The sequence below is a fragment of the Acinetobacter legionensis genome (assembly GCF_048552295.1).
Classification (GTDB): domain Bacteria; phylum Pseudomonadota; class Gammaproteobacteria; order Pseudomonadales; family Moraxellaceae; genus Acinetobacter.
On the sequence record NZ_JBIMCW010000011.1, the window covers coordinates 111,703 to 134,031 of the forward strand.

Below are 22,329 nucleotides of genomic sequence, written 5' to 3' on the forward strand. Positions count from 1 at the left end.
TCAAGGTTGTGAATCCACTGAACGAGCACTGAGACGATAATCTTTTTCATACACAGGCATACCTGCAATATGGATTGAACGAACTTCAGTTTTTGTTGGTGTAGGTGGTTTCTTTTCACACCCAACCAAAAATACTGCAAGTATTACACTCACACTGATGGCTAGCTTTTTCATAGTATCTCCTCCATTTTTTGTTTTATTTATAGTTCGAGCATAACAGTTCTGATTAAAAATACAGCTATTTTTTATTTCAAAAGGTGTCTATCTATAGAAAGTAGCTATACATCACAAGAATGTATCATTAAAACAGCTTGATCTTCACCATTTTTATTTTTGTAACGATAGTGAAAGCCACCATTTCCATCAAACTCCATGTCACTAAAATATTGAAAAGCATCTACACTTACAGACTCAATTTTAGGGTGTTGCTCTGGCTGAAGTTGAATTTTGTTTAAAATTTTCGCGGTAAATGCTTTTTGGAAAATAATCATAGGCGCATCTTTTAATTCAAATCGAGCGATACATCCGGTGTTTTCATCCACAGCAACAACGTTGTCTAAAGCCTGAACAATCCCCACCTTCGAAATGAAAAGACTATGATGAACATTAAAAGTATAGCCATAGCTTAAATGCAAGAAATCCTCGGTTTGGTTTTCGACATTTAAACCACGCTCCCAATCCATGACCAAGGGCAATCTATAATCATCACCTTCATAGAGTACAAAATCACAATGATAATTTGCATCTTCATCGCATGTTTGCTGAATGACTGAAAATTGTCCTATCTTCGCCACTGTGCGATGAATCTGCTCAGCATAACTACTGCTTGTATAAGCCATCATGCTTAATAATATCGGAAATATTGTATTGATTATTTTTTTTGGCATCAGACTTCTAATCAAGTTTTACTCAATACCAAATATACAGCCTCACTGGTAAATGTACCATCTTGCTGAATCTGATAATACTGTTGTACTTGATCAGCGGCTTTGGACTGTAAATAGCGAATGGTATTGATCCCCTCTAAGGGTGTTTGCATACGCTCTACCCAACTTTGAAAATTTAACTGTAAACTTTGCTTTTCAATGGTTTCTACCTTAAAGCCCGCTTGTTCAACGATTGTTACCCATTCCGCCAAACTATAATTTCGAACATGGCTTGGATCACGAATGGTTTCTATAGTCTGAATAAAGGTATCTAAAATAGGGTTAGAATTACCAATAATATCAAACAAGATTACTTTACCATCAGCGCGTAATACACGGTAAATTTCATGAATCGCTTGAGTGATACTTTGCCAATGATGCGCAGAATAACGACTGATCACACAATCAAAATGCTCAACAGGAAAGTCCAATTGTTCTGCCGCACCAACCTGCCCTATGACATGATTGAATCCCTTGTTTTGAGATTGCGCAGTCACAAGATTGACCATTTCAGGCGTAATATCATAAGCAATCACTTGCTCAGTCAATGCTGCAATCTGATAAGTCACATGCCCACCGCCACAGCCAAGATCCAAAACTCGCTTTAATAGATGCTGTTGGATTAAATTTTGCATTTTTTCAAACTCAATGCCTTGTGCATGTACTTGGCTATTTAAGTAGGCTTCTGATTTATTTTGATATTGTGACTGATTAACTTGCTGTTGAGTGGTCATTATCGTGTCCTTCTTGTTGAATAAAACTACAATAGACAACTCAATTTAAAAATAAAAATAATGAATTTTAATAAAATTAATAACTTTATTTTATTGTTAGCTCATGATCACCCGATAATCAGACTGACACGGGTTTTGAATGATGACATCCTGTACCCCCATCTCGTTTCCGATCTTGATATTATAGTTAAATGAAAAATCACCATTATCCTCAAAATTCGCCGTTGTAGGATAGTTCAGTTTTTTAAATTGCGGCACTTTGTTATTGAGCACTAAACGTACCCGAAAATCAGGAATGCTATAAAATACCAATGAATTTGGCATATTTTTTAAATTCGATTCAAAAGTTGTAAAACAACTTTGCTGCGCATTCATCGCAAGAAAACTGCCATAATCTTTTTGTTGGTTTTTATCGTTAATCACAGTGAGATTATACTCACTTCCTGTTACCCCCAACAAAAAACCCATTAAATTTGGATTAAATTGATAAACGTTTGCGGTTTTACTCCATTTTTCCATTAATACCTGCTTCTTTCCTTTCGCATCATAGAGCACATAGTCACAACTAGAACCATACTGAGTACACGACTCTTTTTGAATTTTCAGTTTTCCTGCACGCCCCAATACTTCGTATTCAGAATCAACTTCGACAGCAGTATCAGCTTGCGCAAAAGCAGAACAGCTACTCAAAAAAGGCAGAGCAAATAAACAACTCTTTATTATTTTCAACATAAATAACGTTCCCGATATCTCAACATTTTTTAATATAGATGCAAGTTCAATTCTTGCTCAAAAAATACAATTTTAACTTTTTACACACGGCGAACTTTTCGATTTAAAGTCCTTACCCCAAGTACGATATCCTTGAGTATCAATATGATAGCGATTATTACCATAAACGCCTAAACCCATTTTATAACTTTTGCCTTCCACTTGCCAAAAATGACACATTTTTTTAAGTAATACTTCGCGATCTTTTTTAATCGTTTCTTTGGGAGATAGCACATGAAAATCAACTGCATAATTACTTAAATGCTTACTTTTTTCAGCCCCACCTATGCATTTATTTAATTCAGGGGCACGATAGATCGCTGAAATCGTATATGTTTTAAAATAGTCATTTCGATTTAATTTTTCTACCAATTGTAAACTACTCACCACATTTTTCCAAAAGGCTTTAGGTGGAATGGCAAAACGTTTTGAGTAACACTGTTCTGGCATATAGTTTCGGCTGGTTGTCAGCTCCATCAGACTAGGCGGGTGTTTTAAATACTGCGACATAAACTGATAATAATCTGCCAATAATTGGGGGTCTTGTTGCGCCTTCCAAAGCTTGAATTGTTGTTCAATCTGTTGATCTGATGATTTTCTTGAAGATGTGGCCTGATCTGCTTTTTTCTCAGATGGCGTACAGGCATTGAAAACTAATACACCGATGCAGCAGATCGAAATAACAATATTTTTAAAAATTTTCACAATTTCAGCACACTTATTGTTTTATTTTAAAGGGTAAATATTTAGAAATCTAAACCTATTTATACGATTTATTAATCATTGCCATAAGTCATTCTAACCAATCTCATTCACTTTAAAGCTGCTATTTACAAAAATCCACAGAGTTAGTAATTTACAACGGACAAAAATGTCCGTTAAATATCATAATAAAATTTAATGCAATTTCCCCTATGCGTATACGTCAAAAACAAGCGGCACAAAATCGCGAAGATTTGCTCAATGCTGCACTGAAAATATTCCGTAAACAAGGGATTCGTGCGCCATTACAGCTTGTGATTGATGAAGCTGGTGTTGGACGAGCAACCTTTTATCGAAATTTTCAAGATCGCCGTGAGTTGGTCATCGCCTTAATGGAACAAGCATTAACTCGTCTAGACGAACGTGCAAAAAGCTTTTCAGAATATCCTGATGGTTTGATTCGGTTAATTCGCAACCATGTCGAGAATCTGCCTTATCTCACCGCATTGATGGAATATTGGCGCGTGATTGATCGTAATGACCCAAGTATGGTGGATATTTACCAACGGCGTGATGCAATTCTTCAACCGCTGATTGATCAAGCCATTAACCATCATATTTGCCGACCAGATCTCACCCCAAAAGATTATGCGCTGATTACGGGTATTCTAAGAGCTTCCTTTCAAGGATTAACCGATGAAGAGCAAGTTCAACTGGCCGCACGGGCAGTCGACTTACTAATTGATGGCATCAAGGCGTAATTGAGGCAGTTATGGATAAATCGCCACGTTTACTTGAACCCGCTCCAGATTGGACACCTGAAGAGCGTCCAACCTTACCAGGTTCGCCTGCGGCTATCGCTCATCCAACACATAAAAAACTGATTTATTTTTTTATTGGTCTGTTTGTTGCCATTTCAGGCAGTTTAAGTAATGGTTTTATTACCGCAAATTTACCACTTATTCAGGGTGAATACTCGCTAACGCCTTCAGAAGCCGCATGGATTCCCGCAGCTTATGTGATGGCAAATATTAGTTCCAACATGATTCTGTTTAAAGCTCGACAACAATATGGATTACGGCTTTTTTCTGAAATTGGTTTAATGCTTTTTATTTGTGTATTGCTGCTGCATATCTTTGTGCATACCTTTGAAATGGCATTATTTGTCCGTGTGATCAGTGGTTTAGTTGCTGCCCCTCTTAGTTCTTTAGGCATGTATTACATCATGCAGGCCTTTAAACGAGAAAACTTTGGGCGAGGAATTTATCTCGCACTGGGCTTTCAGCAATTGGGTATTCCACTAGCATGGATCATTTCCCCATCTCTGGTCGATGTAAATGACTGGATTGTGCTCTATACCTTTGAGTTAGGTTTAGCGATATGTTGTTTGGCAATGGTGGTTTCTTTAAAACTGCCACGCAGCTTAAGAATCGAAGTCTTTGAAAAACAGGATTTTTTCACTTTTTCCTTACTTGCACCCGGTTTTGCGCTGCTATGTATCGTCTTGACCCAAGGCCCAATCCTTTGGTGGTTTGAAGTCAAATGGTTAGGTTATGCCTTAATTGCTGGATTCAGTCTTATTATTATAGGACTGACTTATGAACATTACCGTGTCAATCCACTTATCATCACTCGTTGGCTAGGCTCAGCCACCACACTTAAGTTTGTGTTTGGTGCATTGGCAATTCGTTTGCTTATGTCTGAGCAAAGTTATGCGGCTGTTAACTTTTTAAAAACTATGGGCATGGGACCTGATCAGTTCGTTACCTTGTATAGCGTAATTTTTCTTGGCATTGTGCTCGGCACGGTTTTTAGCGCCATGACCTTTAAAAGAGAACGCATCTCATGGCACTTGGTCGGTGCTGTGGTCTTGGTTCTTATTGCCTGCGCTCTAGACTATCACCTCACCAGTGATGTACGACCAGAAAATTTTTACCGCAGCCAATTTATCGTTGGCTTTGCCAGTGGTATGTTTATTGGACCATTATTGCTGACAGGGATTATTAATGCCTTACAAAAAGGCCCATCACACATGGTCACTTTTGTGGTGTTGTTCTCTGCAACACAAAGCTTTGGTGGTTTAATTGGAAATTCATTTTTTTCAACCTATCAACAATTACGCACCCAAAATTATCGGGCTGAAATTGTCAGTGACTTGTCACCAACTGATCCATTGGTGGTACAACGACTTGCAGCCTATCAGCAAGCAGCCAATAAATATACTTTAGATGTAGCACTTGAACAGAACCAAGCTTATCGCAATTTAAACCAGATTGTGACACGAGAAGCGCAAGTGCGTGCCTATAATGATGTGATTGCATTAAATGGAATTTTCGCCATTTTACTGTTGATTTGGAGTAGCTTTAATATTGCTTGGACACGCTATCAACTCAAAAAACAGCAACAGCTCCTCAATAGCAGTTAGACAGATCTCAGGCTATTTCTAGATCAGATGATCCATGATGTCACGCTATGTATTAAAAAATATTTGAGAATTCTTATGTCGCAAGATCAAAAACCAACAGAGCAAACAGCAGTTACACCACCACAAGCACCTGCAACAGCAGCAGCGCCACCACCATCCAGTAAGCTTATTCCAACAGCGAAAAGAACATTGCTGTTGATGCTCTTGGTCTTGTTAGTGGGAATTGCTGTGATTATGCGCGCTTGGAAAATTGGTCCTTTTGATAGCACCATAGAATCCACCGACAATAGTTATATCAAAGGCAGAACCACAGTTTTATCTTCTCAAATTAATGGTTATGTCAAAGATGTGTTGGTGACTGATTTTGACCATGTCAAAAAGGGTCAGCCGTTAATGCATATTGATACTACAACCTATGATCAAAAAGTGACTCAGGCTGAAGCTGGAGTTGATCAGGCCAACACCACTTTAGCCAATCAAACCCAAACTATTGAACAACGTAAAGCGGACATTGTGGCTGCACAAGCCAAAGTTGAACAAGCCAAAGCAAGTTATGAACTTTCAACAGCACAACTCAATCGTTATCAACAATTGGGAAATAGTGGCGCAACCTCCAAAACAGAGCAAGACAAAGCGGCTGCGGATGTAAAAAATAATTTAGCCTTACTCAAACAAGCTGAAGCCAATGCATTGGTTGCTCAAGAAGCATTAAAAACAGCACAAGTGGCTCAATCGGGCTTAAAAGCACAAGTCACCAATGCCAAGGCACAATTTGATCAAGCGGTAACGACAAAGGATTACAGCCTGATTACGGCACCAATGGATGGGCAGTTGGGCGAAGTTAGCCCTCGTGTGGGACAATATGTTGCAGCTGGAACCCAGTTAATGTATCTGATTCCACAACAAACATGGGTGATTGCCAATTTCAAAGAAACACAAATTGCCGATATGCACATCGGACAAAAAGCATCATTTACAGTAGATGCCATGAAACATCAAAAATTTACTGGCCGTATTGAACAGATTTCTCCTGCTGCTGGTGCTGAGTTTAGTGTACTTAAACCTGACAATACCACAGGTAATTTTACCAAGGTCGTGCAGCGTATTTCTGTGCGAATCGCGATTGATCCCAAACAGAAAGGTTTAGAATTTTTACGACCAGGGATGTCTGTAGTGACTTCCGTAGATACCAGCACTCCATGATCCGCCTAATTGAAAAGCTTGAGTTAAAAACCTAGAGATTGAAAAACGCATATAGGGATGAAACTAAATCAAACCTGTCTTGTTTTACAGGTTTGATTAGAATATCTTGAACAGGCTTAATTCAAAGCGATTCATATAACCCCATTCAGTTAAAAATCAGCATGTTTGATCATATTGCCCAAGCTATTCCCTACCAAAATTTAGATGTTGCTGGATCTGTTCAACTTATAGTTAAACGGCTTGATCTAATCCATCCACAAATTTCTGGCAATAAATTTTTTAAACTCAAATATAATTTGATTGAAGCACGTCAGCTTGGCCTAAAACAGATTCTGACTTTCGGTGGTGCTTATTCCAATCATATCGCTGCAACAGCATATGCAGCACAGTTATTTGGATTTAAAAGCATCGGCATAATTAGGGGTGAGGAGTTAGCGCATAAACCGCTCAACCCGACACTGACAACAGCACAACAATTGGGTATGCAGCTAGTTTTTGTTTCACGTGAAAAATATAGGCAAAAAAATAATCATTACTGGATAGATGAATTAACCCAACATTATCCGAACACTTATATTATTCCTGAAGGTGGAACCAATGAGCTTGCTATACAAGGTTGTCAGGAAATTTTAACTATAAAAGATTTAAATCATTATGATGTAATTTGCTGTGCGGTAGGAACAGGTGGCACAATGACCGGTCTGATTAACGCAAGTTCACCGCAGCAGGAAATTTTAGGATTTTCAGCACTTAAAGGTGATTTTTTACAACAAGATATCAGTCAACTCACTCATAAAAAAAATTGGCAAATATTGGATGATTATTGTTTTGGAGGTTATGCCAAAACCAATGATGAATTACTTAGCTTTATAAATAACTTTGAGCAGCAATATCGCATTCCGCTTGAACAGATTTATACTGGAAAAATGTTTTATGGAGTTTTTGATTTGATTTCAAAAGGTTACTTTAAAGAAAATTCAAAAATTTTGATCCTGCATAGTGGTGGTTTGCAAGGACGTAGCTGAATCACATCAGTTTATATTTGTCCTGAAAATTAATTTAAATTTGTCTATAATCCCATGCTCAAAGATTCCATGAGTGTAATATGTCTTCTAACCAATATGATGTGATTGTCCTCGGCGCAGGTGCTTCAGGTTTAATGCTTGCGGCAAAAGCAGCTGCCCGTGGTCGTAAAGTCTTAGTGGTTGAGAAAGCCAATAAAATTGGTAAAAAAATCCTCATGTCAGGTGGTGGTAAATGCAACTTCACCAATCTTTATGTCGAGCCTGAAAATTTTATTTCACATAACCCACATTTTGTCATCTCTGCCCTGACGCGTTATACCAATTGGGACTTTATTGGAATGGTCTGTGAATATGGCATTGACTACGAAGAACGCAAACATGGACAACTGTTTACCTTAAATGGCGCAAAAGAAATCTTAAGCATGCTGCTCAACGAATGTGAAAAAACACATCGTGTTGAGATCAAAACTAGTTGTGAAGTCAAAGCGATAAATACCGTTGACGATCAGACTTTTCAAGTCGCCACCAATTTAGGCTATTTTCAAGCTGAATCTGTTGTTGTTGCCTCAGGTGGCTTATCTATACCAACATTGGGTGGCTCTGGCATCGGCTATGAAATTGCCAAACAATTTGGGCATCATATCTATCCTACACGCGCAGGTTTAGTTCCCTTCACTTTTTCAGATCAATTTAAAGAAGTTACGACTCGTTTAAGCGGGAATGCGGTTGAAGCCACGCTTTCTAACGAGCTAATTGCATTTACTGAAGCGTTGTTGTTTACACATCGTGGCTTAAGCGGACCAAGCTCATTACAACTTTCAAATTATTGGCATGCAGGACAAGCATTCCACATTAACTTTCTACCAAGTCTTGAGCTGTTTGATTTTTTAAAGCGCAAAAAGCAAAGCCAACCGAAGGTGTTAATCAGAACCTTACTGACTGAACATCTACCTAAAAGTGTGGTGATTGAACTCCAAAATCTCATTTGGTCCGAGTGGGCTGAAACGGCGATTGGACAATTAAGTGATGAAAAACTAGAAAATATAGCCAATAAATTACAGAAATTTGAAGTTAAGCCTTCTGGCACTGAAGGTTATCGTACTGCAGAAGTCACTTTAGGTGGTGTCAACACCGCTGAAGTTTCATCAAAAACCATGGAAAGTAAAAAACAAAAAGGTTTATTTTTTATTGGTGAGATATTAGATGTGACAGGTCATTTAGGCGGTTTTAATTTTCAGTGGGCATGGGCTTCAGCACATGCCGCTTCAGAATATGTTTAATCTAAAGTGATCAATAGAAAGCTTATTCTAAATAATCTGTTTTAAATAAAATAAGATGGCTTTGGATTTGCTGCTTCTGCGTCACCCGTTGAATCGCCAAGTCCATCGACTTTAGATCATTGTTTTTTGCAAATAACGACTGATGAATTTTGTTTAAAAAAAAGATTATCTTCATTTCAATTCCTTTGAAAATGATATTTATCAGATATATAAATTTTATATCGCCTACATATTTATCCATCAAATTTAGACAATAAATCATCTGATGTCTATCTATTTTCTTTAAAAAAGCCGATAAAATTCATGCGTTGCAAATACAATCACTCTTGAGATTTGTTTTGAGATTCCTGTTGTTGCTTAACGATTTCTGATGGTTGCTTTTTGGGTTTTGCAAATACAAATTTATAAGCACTTGCTAAAAAACCTACAGTGATTCCTGCAATCACAATCGGCGCAATAAAATTATTTGGCTTTTTCTTTGACATCTTTATTTTCCTCTCACTTTTGCCCTAAAAATAAAAAGATCGATCAAGCATCAATCCTGATCGATCTTTAAAAGAATTTAAATGTTAATTCGGGTCATCTTTATCCTGTTTGAGCGAATCAGTAAGTGATTTGTACTCATTTTCAATCGTAGGAGTATCTGCTGTTACTTGCGTAGCATCTGTACTACTTGGCTGTGATGAATAAGTATTTTCTTGCTTTAAAGGATTCGGCTGATTTGCCTCTTTCTTGGCTTTATCAATTAAATCGGTTAAAACGCGTTCTGCAGGTTGACGGCCACCTAGACCAAAAGCCAATGCAAAAGCAACCGCAACAGAACCCAAGGTTAAACCAAATGCAAGGTTAACAATCGAGTCAGCAATTCCCATAGCTTTTAAGCCCATTGCGATAACCAAGCCCATGATCAAAACCCGAACCAAGTTGCCTAACCATCTTGAGCTATTGTACTCACCACGCTGTACCACATTCGCCACGATATTGGCCAACCAAAAACCAATTACCAAAATTACTGCGCCTAACAAAATGTTGGCACCAAAGTAAATAAACATGGAGATCAAATGACTGACTTGTTCAAATCCAAGTCGATTTGCCGCTTCGGAAACTGCAAATAACATGGTAAAGAAAACAATCAGATAACCAATGATACAAGAAACTTTAGTGTCACCCAAAAAGCGTTGCAAATCTAATTTTGCAGGAATCTCATCAACACCTGTTCCAGCAACAACTTCTGAAACCAAACGCCCCACAAAACGAGACACCACATAAGCCACAATTAAAATTAATCCAGCTGCAATAATATGTGGAATCGCATACATGATTTCACCCAGCATAGCGGTTGCCGGCTGTGAAATAGCTTGTATACCAAGTGCTTCAAATGCCACAATTAAAGCAGTAATCATGACAATTGCGAAAACAAAAGAACCTAAAAACTTAGCTAAACCTTGATTTGAGTTTTTAAATAGTCCTACCTTTTCAATTTGGGTTTGTAAATTTAAACTGTTGATTAAACCTTCGACAATCCCTCGTAGGATTTTTGCCAAGATATAGCCTACAAAGACGATTACACCCGCAATGAAAATATTTGGAATATAAGAGACTGCTTCAGTCAACATATTCTGCACTGGAAGCAATAAACCTTGTAAACCTAGAATTGACAAAACAATTGGTAAGAATAGTAATAAAATGAGCCAATAAACAATATCAGCGATATTTTGGCTGATCGGGCTCACTCCCACATCTGCACTTAATTTTTCATCAAGTTGAGTACGATCCAACGCTTTTTTTAAACCAACTTTAACCAGATTTGCTACAATCCAACCAATAAATCCAATAGCTACAGCAGCAAGTAATTGTGGAATAAATAATAAGAATTGCTGAATCATCAAACTGAATGGGCTACTTACGCTGGTAAGATTAAGCACATTTAATGCACCAATCACAGCAATCACCATCACGACCCAAAAAATAATTCGTGAAAGAATATTTTCAATATTTGAACGATGACCTGTTGCGGAAGATAATTTTGTATTTGTACCTAATTTTTCTAGGATTTTTTTAATTCCTGCTGCAACAATAAGTGCAATAATCCATCCAACAATAAGGATGGCTACAGCAGCAAGAATCGGATGGAATTGATCCCAATAATACATGGCATCAAATCGACCCCTTGTTTGTAAAATTTCATTCATTTTTATTCCCTCAAGTTATAGATTTATAGCAATATGAGCGTGCTCAAATGACTTTAAGCAACATTCTTTATTTGAATTGAATACTTGATGAATTACTCTTCTACTTTATCTATTGCTTATATAACGAGCAAATTTAACTGCATAAATACAACAAAAGCATGCAAAAAATAAAAAACTCCAGCTTTAAAGCTAGAGTCTTGTCTTATGAATATTTTATTTATATGTGATAAATAAAAATTAAAGCCAGTCAGCGATCATGTAAACAAGCAAGGAAACGAGAAATAGCCCCACAAGAATTAGCATATAAATGGGTAAGCGATTCTTATGCGTTATATCTTCAGTACTTGTTACATAAGATGGTTTATTGAAATCGTGTTTCATGACGTCCACCTCCATCAATTGATGTATTTTTATACTAACAGGCTATTTGTGATCTGTGTGTAAAAATATTTTAAGCAAAAGTAAATTTTAATTCGGGCAGTTCTTGAAAGATAAATGAGCTATAATATGTACCCCATTTTTTGGCTATTGTAGATATGGCTTATCAACGACAAAGTGTCGAGTTGGACTTGGACACTGATGTCACGCATCAATGCTTCACACATACCTCAAGAGATGATCATCTCATTGGAATTATTGAATTTAATAAGCCAAGTTATATTCTAAAATGGGGCGATTTGGAGTATTTCCGTCGCCGTACAGATGAATTATCAGTTATGCCATTCCCAGAATGTATCAATGCCATGATTATTGATATTCGCAATATTGTGCCATTTCTGGATAACGAAGTTCCAATCGTGCCATGGCGTTTACTTGAAGAAGACTGCCCTATACGACTTGTTGTACCTCAAGATCGTTTAGAACATTATGCAGGGATCTTTGAACCGACGTGGTTAACAACAGACATTGAAATTGCCATTCAAGAATTACGCGAATTTATGGATATGTTCGTACACTAACAGCATATCCATAGCTTAAAAATAAGATTTATTTTTTACTTATTTGTATTAATACAAATTTCATCAATGACTTTGATTTCTCAAAGTAAAGTCAACAATTTAAATAGCTCATTGACCAAACATTTTAGCTGCCATACGCTGCGCTTGCTTTCCATAAAACCAATAGGTAATTAAATATAAAGGGATTGCTAACATCAGCAACATGATCAATGCAGTGAGCAAAAATTGAGTATTTTGCAGATACATCACAAAGGTTTTCCACACTTCTGGATCATTCTGAGAAAAAAACCAAACACCCGCAAATACCCCAAGTAAATTATAGCCCCAAAATATTGCAGTATAACCAAGGGTCAGTTTTTTACGCTCTTGGTCTGTAGGCGCACGGCGTTGTTGTTTGAGAAAACGATATAACACGATAATCATCGCAATCAAATAAGGTATTGCGGTTAACACGCCAGCAATTTCATTGGGCAATAATGCAGCCATTACACCTGCAACCATGGTCAAGACTAAACAAAGCAGCAAAAACCACAAAAAATATTTGTTTAAAGACACCATGAATACAGCCTTGATTGCATAAAGAACAATATTATAATTTTTTTTCAACTTTTTTTCATTTTCTTGTCAACCAATTTGAAACTGTTGTCGTTATATAAGTATAAGGTCTGCAGCAACCAAATTGATTGCACGGCATCCGCAAAAAAATTTGGAGACCTTCTCTCAGAGAAACTAAAAACTTATGCTTCTTAAGATTCAACTTAGCAGCCTGAATCTTTATAACGAAGTATTTTGGCCGACGATTTACTCATCACTCGAATCGTCGGCTTTTGTTTTTCTGGCGTTTATGTTTCTAGCGTTTCTGCTGATAAAACTTACATGTGCTTTGTGTACTCGTTCTAAGACAAAAAAATTTTAAAACTTGCAATTAAAATCATGCCACAATAAAAATGTATAAATCACCTTGTATTTGATAAAACAATTTTCACTTTTTTGTAGTGTCAATAAGTAAGACAATCTCTGGTTAAACATCTGCTCAATGTGAAGTTTGCTTCATTTTGAACTGTTGAGCCACTTTTAAAATCGCCATAAACCCAGCGACTGTAAAAGCCAACATCAAAATTCCCATATTCAATAAATGATTCCATACGAGAAAATTCAATATAACACCACCCAATAGACCACAAGCAAACTGCATACTGCCCATAATTGCACTTGCAGTTCCTGCTCTTGAGCCTTGTTCAGACATCGCTAATGCCATCGCATTCGGCCCAGTAAAACCAATACCTGAAACCGTAAGGAATAAACCCAACATCACAATCACCAGTGGCGCAATAGACATGAAACCCGCATAGACAACAATCAGCCCACCTATTACTTGAATCACACCACCAATTTTTAAACGTAGAATCACCGAGAGTCGGTTGGCTAAATGCTTATTGATAGAAGACAGCAAAATAATACCGAAAGCATTAAAACCAAAGGCAATAGCAAACTGTTGCTGAGTTAAATGATAGCCATCCATCAACACTGCTGCTGCGGAACTGATATAACAAAATAATGCTGCTCCGGTAAAACAACCTGCCAACATTGGAAAACGAAAGCTTCGGTCTTTAAAAATAGAAGCATAGAGGATAAAAACTTGTTTAAAATTGAGATGCAACCTGCGTTCTGATTCGAGTGTTTCTTTAAAGAAAAAATGTACACAAAACAAGCAAAATAATCCAATTATAAACAAAGCGATAAACACACTTTGCCAACTAAAGAATTGTAGAATCACTGCACCCAAGGTTGGAGCAAGAATTGGGGCAATCCCCATCACAATCATCATACTGGAAAAAGCTTGCGCCGAACCTTGCACATCTAAACGGTCTCGAATTGCAGCCCGTGCCATCACCACCCCCACACAGCCCCCTAAGGCTTGTAAAACACGTGCGGCAATCAACGACCAATGATCAGGTGCTAAAACACACAACAAGCTAGCAAAAGCAAACAAGGTCATACCAAAATAAAGCGGTTTCTTACGCCCGATACGGTCACTGATTGGTCCATAAATCAATTGACCAACAGCAAGACCAAAAAAATACGCCGGCAAGGTATTGGCGATCTGCTGGGTCGTCACATTAAAATCTTGCGCCATTTGTGGCAATGCTGGCAAATACATATCAATGGATAATGGGCCCAAAGAGGTAAATAAAGCCAAAAGCATAATCCAGCCCGTTGAATACTGCTGACCAACGTTTTTTTCAGACATAGATGGTTTATAATTTGATAAGGAATGTTGCAGACAAGTTTACACTGTCCATTGTATGATTTGTCACAAAGATAAGTGAAAAGCCATATAAGCCAAATCGCATTGCCCAAGTAAATAACACCCTATTGATTTAACAAGGATTTCCTTTGAACACTTGGCTGTTAAAACTCAGAAAAGCAACCTACAACACAAGTTTCATGTATAACTTGAGAATGATCATTGCCTTTACAGGGACTGCATTTGTACCTTATCTGTTGGGGCAGCAGTTAATGACTATTCCTCTTACATTAGGTGTGGTTGCAGCAGGTCTCAGTGATATAGACGATCGCTTCTCTGTACGTATCATGAATTTGATCTATACCTATATCGGATTCTTTATCACCGCTGCCTCAGTGAGCCTGCTCTTTCCTTACCCTATTCTGTTTGCCTTAGGTTTGATTGTTTCTTGTATCGGTTGGATTTTATTGGGTTCTTTGGGACGTCGCTATGCCACCATTTCTTATGGCTGTTTGGTGGTTTCTGTGTATTCCATGCTTGGGGTGCATTTATTTGATCAATGGTATATCCAGCCAAGTCTATTGGTGGTTGGTGCAATTTGGTATGGGCTTATTTCAACCATCAGTTTTTTACTGTTCCCTGTACGGCAAGTTCAAGACAAATTGTCTCAATGTTTTTCATCATTAGGTAATTTTCTATTTTCCAAATCCAATTTGTTTGATGTCGATATGACACCAACCAGCTATCAAGACAGTATGATTAGTTTGTCTATGGAAAATGGGCAGCTCATCAGCATTTTTAATGATATGCGTACTGCCTTGTTGACGCGTTTAAAGGGTGACCGAGGTCAACGAGATACGCGTCGTAGTTTACAATATTACTTTGTTGCACAAGATATTCATGAACGGGCCGATTCAGCACATATTGATTATCAAAAGCTGGCCAAAATGTTTGAACATAGTGATGTGTTATTTCGTTTTCAACGCATTTTAGCGCTGCAAGGCAAAGCCTGCAAGGATCTAAGCGATAGTATCTTACACCGTACCACCTACCAGCATAATGTCCGTTTTGAGCATGCTTTTAAAAACCTCAGATACTCGCTGGATAAACTCAAAAAAGAAGAAAATTATGACTTAATTTGGGTCAATTCACTGTTTGCGCTTTATCAAAACTTAAAGTCGATTGATGCACAATTACAAAATCTCGAAACTGAACGACATATAAAATACGATCAAAGTAAAAATTTTGAAAACCAACTCAAAGATGATGACCTCAAAGGATGGGATGATATTGCCATTCGAATCAAACAAAATTTAACCCCCGAGTCTGTACTTTTTAGACATGCAATTCGCGTTTCGATTGTTTTGTTTATTGGCTACATTTTTGTGCAACTCACCAATATTGAATACGGTTACTGGATTCTATTAACCGCGCTGTTTGTCAGTCAACCGAACTTTAACGCCACCAAGCGTCGTTTGAGATTACGGATTATTGGAACATTGGGTGGTATTATTTTAGGTTATATGATTTTGTATTTTGTGCCATCTATTGAAGGACAACTCTTATTACTCGTACTCAGTGGTGTATTGTTTTTTGATTTACGCAGTAAACAATATGCTCAAGCCACAGCCTTTATTACCATCATGGCATTGATCAATTTCAACTTGGACGGATTGGGGTATGAAGCCGCTCTGCCCCGTATGATCGACACTGTTATTGGCTGTGCCCTCGCCTGGTTCGGTGTCAGTTTTATTTTCCCTGACTGGAAGTTCCGTCGTTTACCCCGCACCATTCAACGCTCATTGGAAGCTCAATGCAATTATTTGGCAAACGTTGTCGTTCAATATCATCAGGGACGCAACAATAGTTTAGATTATCGAATTGTTCGTCGTGCTGCGCATAATCGCGATGCAGATGTTGCCTCACTGATTTCAACCCTTGCCACTGAACCAGATTTTGACCCAAGTCAAAAAAGCTTAGCTTTTGAGTTCTTATGTCTAAATCATACCTTCCTTAGCTATATCGCAGCACTCGGTGCACATCGTGAGCAAGTGAAAGATCAACAGGTGCTTAATCTATTGGATCAAGCTTTAGATGATATCTCTGGGGCTTTATTACGGGATGAAATGCCTGATTTAACCGCGCATAATATGTTGAAAGCCATTCGTGCCCGTTTAAGCCAATCTGAGTCAGAAGACTCTAAATCACTCATTATTCTTCAACAATTGTCATTAATGTTCAGTATTTTAAAGCAACTGAGTAGCTTGAAACAAAATTTAAGCCATGAACGAGATGATCAATCTACTGAATTGGCTTCTTTATAAATCTGCATCAAAATTGCATCGTTATTTGGTACAATAGGTGCACTAAATCTTGAGATTTAGTGCTAAACTCTGACTAGATTTACATACATTACTGACACTATGACTGCCAAGAATATTTACGCTTATACCTTACAACCTGTTCCGTACGAAGTTTCGGAAGCCGAACAACGCGGCGCTCAACTTGCAATTTGGCGTAGTACCAATAAAATTGGGATTAAAGCTTGGGCAATCATGGGTGTAGCAGTCATACTCTCATTACTTGGCATCGCTTTAATTAAAAACTATTCAACCATTATTTTTTGGGTGGTTCTTGCTGCAGTTGCCATCTATCTTTTGGTTCGCAAGTTCGGTCTTGAATGGTATGTAAAACGCAAGATGAATGAATTTCCAGTTCAGGAAATCAAAGGTGTAAAATTAGGTGTACAGCCAAGCGGTATTGTGATGCGTCAACAAATGGGTGTACAAGAAGGTGTTGGAACAGTGGCTTGGAAAGACATTTATGAATGGTACAACACCCCTGAATTCTTACTGGTAAACTTTAAAGTAAAAGGCCAACAAGGCGCATATATTCTACCTAAACGTATGAATAGTAAGAATTTCCCCTTTGAAACACTGCGTAAACATTTAAAAGAAGTTGTTGGTGAACCCAAGACACTTTAATTTAAAATTTTAAAAGACCTCCATTTTTGGAGGTTTTTTGTACTTCGCTATTTTAATAAAAATGATAATGAGAATAAATATTATCTGCAAAATTCATTATCTCTCCGATTTATTCAGCTATAATTTGCTATCAAAAATATTCTGCCCTTTGCATTGCCATGTTTAAAAAGACTTTTTTTCAAATTCACTGGTTTCTAGGGATTACAGCTGGTTTAATTCTCTCAATTATGGGAGTGACTGGTGCAATCTATTCTTATGAACAACCTATTCAAAGATGGTTAAACCCAGATAGCTACACGGTAAAAGTTGAAAATCAGGCAAAACTCACGCCTGCTGAAATTTATCAGCATTTCCAAACCCAAAACCCTGAAATGAAGATCAACAGTATTACGGTTGCGAAAGCCGCTGAAGAAGCTTCAAATATTAATATTGTCAAAGAAGGCGCACGTAGAGGTTATACCATGATGGTAAACCCTTACACGGCCGAAGTTCTTCCTGAAGTGAAAGGCAAAGATTTTTTTCAATTTATACAGCAATTACATCGTAACTTAACTGTGGGTGAAGTCGGTAAACAAATTACTGGTGCCAGTACCTTGATGTTAATTTTCTTTGTACTCAGTGGTCTCTATTTACGCTGGCCGAAAAAGCATTCTTTTAAACAATGGTTTGCCATTAAGCCTAAACTCAAAGGTCGTAATTTCCTTTGGGATCTACATGCTGTTGTCGGAACATGGGTGGTGATCTTTTATTTACTTTTAGCATGTACAGGGCTGTATTGGTCGTATGACTGGTGGCGTAATGGTATGTTTAAAGTAATGGGGGTTGAACGACCTCAGCCTGAAATGCAAGCGGTACGCGGTGGAGAAGGTCAAGGACGTCAAGGGGCTTCTGGCAATCCTCAACAACAACATGGCGAAAAGCAAAATCCAACGGCAGGTCATCAAGCACAATCAGGCCGTGAAAATAAGCATGAGAATAAAGAAGGTTTAAAACCAGAACAAATTCAACATGTACTTACTCAAACATGGAATGGGTTTAATGCTCAAATTAAACGTGACTATTCGACACTAACTGTTTCGATTCCTAAAAAGCCAGATGGTAAAGTTGAACTCACCTTTGTTGATGCTATTCCACAACATGAGCGTGCACGAAACAAAGCAACCTATAACTATCAAACTGCACAAATTGAAAAATTAGACTTATACGAAAGTAAACCACTCAATGAAAAAATCATGGGAAGTATGCTCCCTGTGCACCGTGGTAGTTTCTTTGGCCCAGTTTTTCAATTCATCGCAATGCTTGCAGCATTGGCAATGCCATTATTTTTTGTTACTGGATGGATGCTGTATTTAAAACGTCGTAAGCAAAAGCGACTCACCCTTGCTGCAAAACAATCTGGTTCAGCGATTCAAATTGATCCCAACGCAACACCTTGGTTAATTGCTTATGCCTCTCAAACAGGAATGTCTGAGCAATTGGCATGGCGTACCTCAACCAGTCTGCAAGAAGCCCATCAGCCAACAACAGTAAAAGCTGTACAACAACTCTCTGAAGATGACCTCAAGCAAGCCAAACAAATTCTCTTGATTGCAAGTACCTATGGTACAGGTGAAGCACCTGACTTAGCCTCGCACTTTGAGAAAAAGCTTATGGCTACATCATTGGATCTTTCGCATTTGAAATATGCGGTTCTAGCATTGGGTTCACAAGACTATCCTGAGACCTATTGTAGCTTTGGGCATCGCATAGATGCATGGTTAAAACATTCTGGCGCGCAACAATTGTTTGCTACGCTTGAAGTCAACAATGGTAATAATGCAGATATCCAACATTGGAATGATGCTTTAGCAAAAGCCACAAAACTCGATCTACAAACAATGTCTATTGATAAAGTATTTGATCAATGGCGTCTAACAAAACGAGAATTACTCAATCCAAACAGCTTAGGCGCACCCGCATTTAATCTTGAATTACAAACAAGCTATGATACGGATTGGCAAGCTGGCGATATTGCAGAAATTCAAACTGGGAATAGTCCTGAACGTATTCAATTGTTTTTAAATAAATATCAAGTTCATGCAGATACAACCGTGGATTCACTCGAGCAAAGTATTCAAGAAGCACTTTGGGATCGCGATTTAACGGTTGATGTTGAACCTTTTGCCAACATGCAGCATTTACTAGAGCAACTCCCTACACTACCTACTCGTGAGTATTCGATTGCCAGTATTCCAAGTCAGCAAGTATTGCGTTTAGTAGTTCGCCAGCAACTGAATGCTCAAGGTGAACTTGGTCTAGGCTCTGGTTGGCTGACGGAACATGTTCAATTACGTGATAAAATTGCGTTGAGAATTCGTAATAATGAATCATTCCATTTAATTACGGATAACCGTCCGATTATTTGCATTGGAAATGGTACAGGAATTGCTGGATTAATGAGTTTGATTCATGCCCGTGTCCGTATGGACTATACTGAAAACTGGTTGATTTTTGGTGAACGCCAACAAGCAAACGATTATTTCTTTAAAGATACAATTCAAGCTTGGCAAAATACAGCAATGCTAAAACGTATTGATTTAGCTTTCTCTCGTGATCAAGCTGAAAAAATTTATGTACATCATAAACTGCGTGATCATGCCGAAGAACTGAAAAAATGGGTTACCAATGATGCGGTGATCTATGTCTGTGGCAGTATCAATGGTATGGCGACTGATGTTGATCTCGCTTTAATTGATATCCTTGGAGAAGACACAGTTGAACAATTACGTTTAGATGGTCGTTATCGTCGTGATGTTTATTAGGGGCTATTGAATAAATTTACCCACCAAAACCGAGTTCAATTGCTCGGTTTTTTTTGATTCATATATAATAAATGCACAGATTTCGTTTAGAATTAGACTAATTTTTAATGATTTGTTTTCACCCATGTATAACAATAAACTCTTCCGCATTGTCTTTTTTTTGCTGGGATTTGCCTTATTCCTCGATGGATTTATTTTAATTTTATATAAAAAAATCCACTTAGGAACAATACTCCCTTTGCTGATTGGCTTAGTCTTTATCACTACAGCGCTATGGAGCCAACACATTCAGCAGTATTTAGCACAACACTTAAAGTTAAAGAAAATCTGGCGTTTAGGATGGGTTCTATTTACGCTTTGGTCTGTCAGCTTAATCGGCTTCTTTGGTTATATCCACTTAAAATCCCAACAAAATACAGCAGAAAATAATCTACAAGCAATTATTGTGTTAGGCAGTGGCATTACCCAAGGAAAAGCCTCACCGACCCTCGCAAAACGTTTAGATCAAGCTGGTGAAATTGCAAAACAACAATCACAAGCTTTGATCATTGTCAGTGGTGGTTTAGATTTTGGTGAAGAAAAACCTGAAGCAGAAATTATGTCGCAATATTTACAAGAGCATATGCAAATCAAAGCCAGTAGAATTCTACAAGAAAATAAAAGCACCAGTACTGACTTAAATCTTAAAAATAGCCAAGCGATTTTAAAAGAACATGATTTGACTTTAAATTCTAAAATTGCAATTGTCACCAGTGATTTTCATACTTTACGTGCCGCAGCAATCGCAAGAAAACAAGGCTATCACAATTTCATTACAGTAGGCGCTGAAACTCCACTCACGACACGCTATAACGCATGGTTAAGAGAGTATTTTGCCTATATCAGTGGTTGGATTTTAGGCGAATATTAAAATGCTCAACGCCATCACGTTGATTATGTATACGACTTTACTAATGTAAGCGAATTTTACGTGGTAAAGGCAAGCGCTTATTGTTTTGAAATAGTTCTGGTTGAGTCGTATACATTCGATATAAATAATTCTTTATATCAAGTAGAAATTTATTTGTTGAAACTAAAATATTTTGCCCTTCTGGGGTTAAATTTATAGAAATCGCAGTATTATTTTGTTTAATAAAAGGAATCATCTGTTCAATAAAAACAATGAGTTCAATTTCTTGAACCGCATAACGGCTCCAGTTATCTTTAATCAAAATTTGTGCCAAATTTCGGCTTTGCCAAACGGCTAAAGACTGTTGCCCGGTAGGTGATGCACATAAAGCCCAACCATCATCATAAAGTACAAAAACCTTAGTTTGTGAAACAATCGTTTCCACAAAATGTTTGTATTGATCTAGAGTTTGTACTGAGTTTTTTTGAGTTGCGGACGCAGCTTTACGTTGATATGGATTTCTCATTGAAAATTTATTCTTAAAATACTTATGCTTATATATTATATAGAAGTTCTAAACAAATAACTAGATCGGAAAACATGGTGGGCGCTGACGGGATCGAACCGCCGACATTCTGCTTGTAAGGCAGACGCTCTACCAACTGAGCTAAGCGCCCTGAGCGAGGATGAACAAAGTTGTTAACTCTGTTTGAACCTATAGAAAATCGATGATTTAATTTTAAGTTCTATCCTAAAGATGGGGATAAGCTATACAAAGCATATAATATTTGATCTTTAAAAATCAAAAACTTTGAATTCTTACAGTTCCAAATATCTTGATCTCAGGAAAAAAGATAAATGGCGCAGCGGACGGGACTCGAACCCGCGACCCTCGGCGTGACAGGCCGATATTCTAACCAACTGAACTACCGCTGCGTTGTATATGGTGGGCGCTGACGGGATCGAACCGCCGACATTCTGCTTGTAAGGCAGACGCTCTACCAACTGAGCTAAGCGCCCTGAGTGAGGATCATCACAATATTACTTTATCAGAAGATAAAAGAAAACAAAATTCTCTTTCAAATTCCTATACTTCCAAATATCTTGATCTCAGGAAAAAAGATAAATGGCGCAGCGGACGGGACTCGAACCCGCGACCCTCGGCGTGACAGGCCGATATTCTAACCAAC

The 22,329-nt window shown here is 37.8% G+C and carries 21 protein-coding genes and 3 tRNA genes; 10 read left to right on the forward strand and 14 right to left on the reverse strand.

The genetic code is table 11. The features are described 5' to 3' along the window. The 5 genes from ACG916_RS10825 to ACG916_RS10845 all read right to left on the reverse strand — a co-directional run bounded on the left by ACG916_RS10825 (nt 1) and on the right by ACG916_RS10845 (nt 3,136). Nucleotides 1-174 (reverse strand): NF038215 family lipoprotein, encoded by a 174-nt coding sequence (locus tag ACG916_RS10825; RefSeq protein ID WP_336952108.1) that lies wholly within the window; start codon nt 172-174, stop codon nt 1-3. Nucleotides 175-278: 104 nt separating this feature from the next. Next, nucleotides 279-839, reverse strand: a complete 561-nt coding sequence (locus tag ACG916_RS10830; protein ID WP_419328235.1) for a hypothetical protein — start codon at nt 837-839, stop codon at nt 279-281. Between the two features lie 59 nt (nt 840-898). Further along, nucleotides 899-1,660, reverse strand: a complete 762-nt coding sequence (locus ACG916_RS10835) for a class I SAM-dependent methyltransferase (RefSeq protein WP_419328193.1) — start codon at nt 1,658-1,660, stop codon at nt 899-901. 96 nt (nt 1,661-1,756) lie between these two features. Further along, on the reverse strand, nt 1,757-2,392 hold the full coding sequence (locus ACG916_RS10840) for a hypothetical protein (protein ID WP_336952110.1): 636 nt from the start codon (nt 2,390-2,392) through the stop codon (nt 1,757-1,759). A gap of 72 nt (nt 2,393-2,464) precedes the next feature. Continuing rightward, nucleotides 2,465-3,136, reverse strand: a complete 672-nt coding sequence (locus ACG916_RS10845; protein ID WP_419328192.1) for a D-Ala-D-Ala carboxypeptidase family metallohydrolase — start codon at nt 3,134-3,136, stop codon at nt 2,465-2,467. Between the two features lie 209 nt (nt 3,137-3,345). Between ACG916_RS10845 and ACG916_RS10850 the strand changes: the two genes are divergently transcribed. The 5 genes from ACG916_RS10850 to ACG916_RS10870 all read left to right on the forward strand — a co-directional run bounded on the left by ACG916_RS10850 (nt 3,346) and on the right by ACG916_RS10870 (nt 9,066). After that, nucleotides 3,346-3,894 carry a TetR/AcrR family transcriptional regulator gene (locus ACG916_RS10850; protein WP_419328191.1) on the forward strand — a complete coding sequence of 183 codons (549 nt, stop codon included), beginning with the start codon at nt 3,346-3,348 and terminating at the stop codon, nt 3,892-3,894. An 11-nt stretch (nt 3,895-3,905) separates the two neighbouring features. Further along, nucleotides 3,906-5,558: an MFS transporter gene (locus tag ACG916_RS10855; protein WP_419328189.1), complete on the forward strand. Its 1,653-nt coding sequence runs from the start codon at nt 3,906-3,908 to the stop codon at nt 5,556-5,558. A gap of 75 nt (nt 5,559-5,633) precedes the next feature. Continuing rightward, nucleotides 5,634-6,761, forward strand: coding sequence for an HlyD family secretion protein (locus ACG916_RS10860; RefSeq protein WP_419330488.1), 1,128 nt, complete (start codon nt 5,634-5,636; stop codon nt 6,759-6,761). 161 nt (nt 6,762-6,922) lie between these two features. Then, complete coding sequence (locus ACG916_RS10865) at nt 6,923-7,786, forward strand: 1-aminocyclopropane-1-carboxylate deaminase/D-cysteine desulfhydrase (RefSeq protein ID WP_419328186.1); 864 nt, start codon at nt 6,923-6,925, stop codon at nt 7,784-7,786. Between the two features lie 80 nt (nt 7,787-7,866). Next, complete coding sequence (locus ACG916_RS10870; RefSeq protein ID WP_419328185.1) at nt 7,867-9,066, forward strand: BaiN/RdsA family NAD(P)/FAD-dependent oxidoreductase; 1,200 nt, start codon at nt 7,867-7,869, stop codon at nt 9,064-9,066. Between the two features lie 22 nt (nt 9,067-9,088). Here ACG916_RS10870 and ACG916_RS10875 read toward each other — a convergent pair whose 3' ends face one another. From ACG916_RS10875 to ACG916_RS10885, 3 genes are all read right to left on the reverse strand, one after another. Next, a complete protein-coding gene (locus ACG916_RS10875; RefSeq protein ID WP_336952118.1) occupies nt 9,089-9,241 on the reverse strand; it encodes a hypothetical protein in 153 nt (50 codons plus the stop codon). Between the two features lie 145 nt (nt 9,242-9,386). Beyond that, a complete protein-coding gene (locus tag ACG916_RS10880; RefSeq protein WP_419328184.1) occupies nt 9,387-9,551 on the reverse strand; it encodes a hypothetical protein in 165 nt (54 codons plus the stop codon). 84 nt (nt 9,552-9,635) lie between these two features. Further along, nucleotides 9,636-11,258 (reverse strand): mechanosensitive ion channel, encoded by a 1,623-nt coding sequence (locus ACG916_RS10885; protein ID WP_336952119.1) that lies wholly within the window; start codon nt 11,256-11,258, stop codon nt 9,636-9,638. A gap of 536 nt (nt 11,259-11,794) precedes the next feature. On the opposite strand from ACG916_RS10885, the gene ACG916_RS10890 reads away from it, so the two are divergent. Beyond that, nucleotides 11,795-12,217, forward strand: a complete 423-nt coding sequence (locus tag ACG916_RS10890) for a hypothetical protein (protein ID WP_004817681.1) — start codon at nt 11,795-11,797, stop codon at nt 12,215-12,217. Nucleotides 12,218-12,325: 108 nt separating this feature from the next. On the opposite strand, the gene ACG916_RS10895 is transcribed toward ACG916_RS10890, so the two are convergent. Then, a complete protein-coding gene (locus ACG916_RS10895; RefSeq protein ID WP_419328233.1) occupies nt 12,326-12,775 on the reverse strand; it encodes an ABZJ_00895 family protein in 450 nt (149 codons plus the stop codon). A gap of 475 nt (nt 12,776-13,250) precedes the next feature. Further along, entirely contained in the window at nt 13,251-14,468 is a 1,218-nt protein-coding gene (locus tag ACG916_RS10900) for a multidrug effflux MFS transporter (RefSeq protein ID WP_419330490.1), read from the reverse strand. Between the two features lie 146 nt (nt 14,469-14,614). Here ACG916_RS10900 and yccS point away from each other — a divergent pair, with 146 nt between their 5' ends. The 4 genes from yccS (at nt 14,615) to ACG916_RS10920 (ending at nt 21,160) form a co-directional block, all read left to right on the forward strand. After that, the gene (gene yccS / locus ACG916_RS10905) at nt 14,615-16,789 is read left to right on the forward strand and encodes a YccS family putative transporter (RefSeq protein ID WP_419328182.1); all 2,175 of its coding nucleotides are present in this window, start codon (nt 14,615-14,617) and stop codon (nt 16,787-16,789) included. 99 nt (nt 16,790-16,888) lie between these two features. Beyond that, nucleotides 16,889-17,449: an SdpI family protein gene (locus ACG916_RS10910; RefSeq protein WP_336952123.1), complete on the forward strand. Its 561-nt coding sequence runs from the start codon at nt 16,889-16,891 to the stop codon at nt 17,447-17,449. A gap of 158 nt (nt 17,450-17,607) precedes the next feature. Further along, nucleotides 17,608-20,250, forward strand: coding sequence for a PepSY domain-containing protein (locus ACG916_RS10915; RefSeq protein WP_419328181.1), 2,643 nt, complete (start codon nt 17,608-17,610; stop codon nt 20,248-20,250). A gap of 124 nt (nt 20,251-20,374) precedes the next feature. Then, on the forward strand, nt 20,375-21,160 hold the full coding sequence (locus ACG916_RS10920) for a YdcF family protein (RefSeq protein WP_419328180.1): 786 nt from the start codon (nt 20,375-20,377) through the stop codon (nt 21,158-21,160). A gap of 40 nt (nt 21,161-21,200) precedes the next feature. On the opposite strand, the gene ACG916_RS10925 is transcribed toward ACG916_RS10920, so the two are convergent. The 4 genes from ACG916_RS10925 to ACG916_RS10940 form a co-directional block, all read right to left on the reverse strand. After that, nucleotides 21,201-21,665 (reverse strand): DUF2750 domain-containing protein, encoded by a 465-nt coding sequence (locus ACG916_RS10925; protein WP_419328179.1) that lies wholly within the window; start codon nt 21,663-21,665, stop codon nt 21,201-21,203. Between the two features lie 75 nt (nt 21,666-21,740). Next, nucleotides 21,741-21,816 (reverse strand) — tRNA-Val (locus ACG916_RS10930). Between the two features lie 182 nt (nt 21,817-21,998). Further along, nucleotides 21,999-22,075, reverse strand: a tRNA-Asp gene (locus ACG916_RS10935). An 8-nt stretch (nt 22,076-22,083) separates the two neighbouring features. Continuing rightward, a tRNA-Val gene (locus ACG916_RS10940) sits at nt 22,084-22,159 on the reverse strand. Nucleotides 22,160-22,329: the final 170 nt, after the last annotated feature.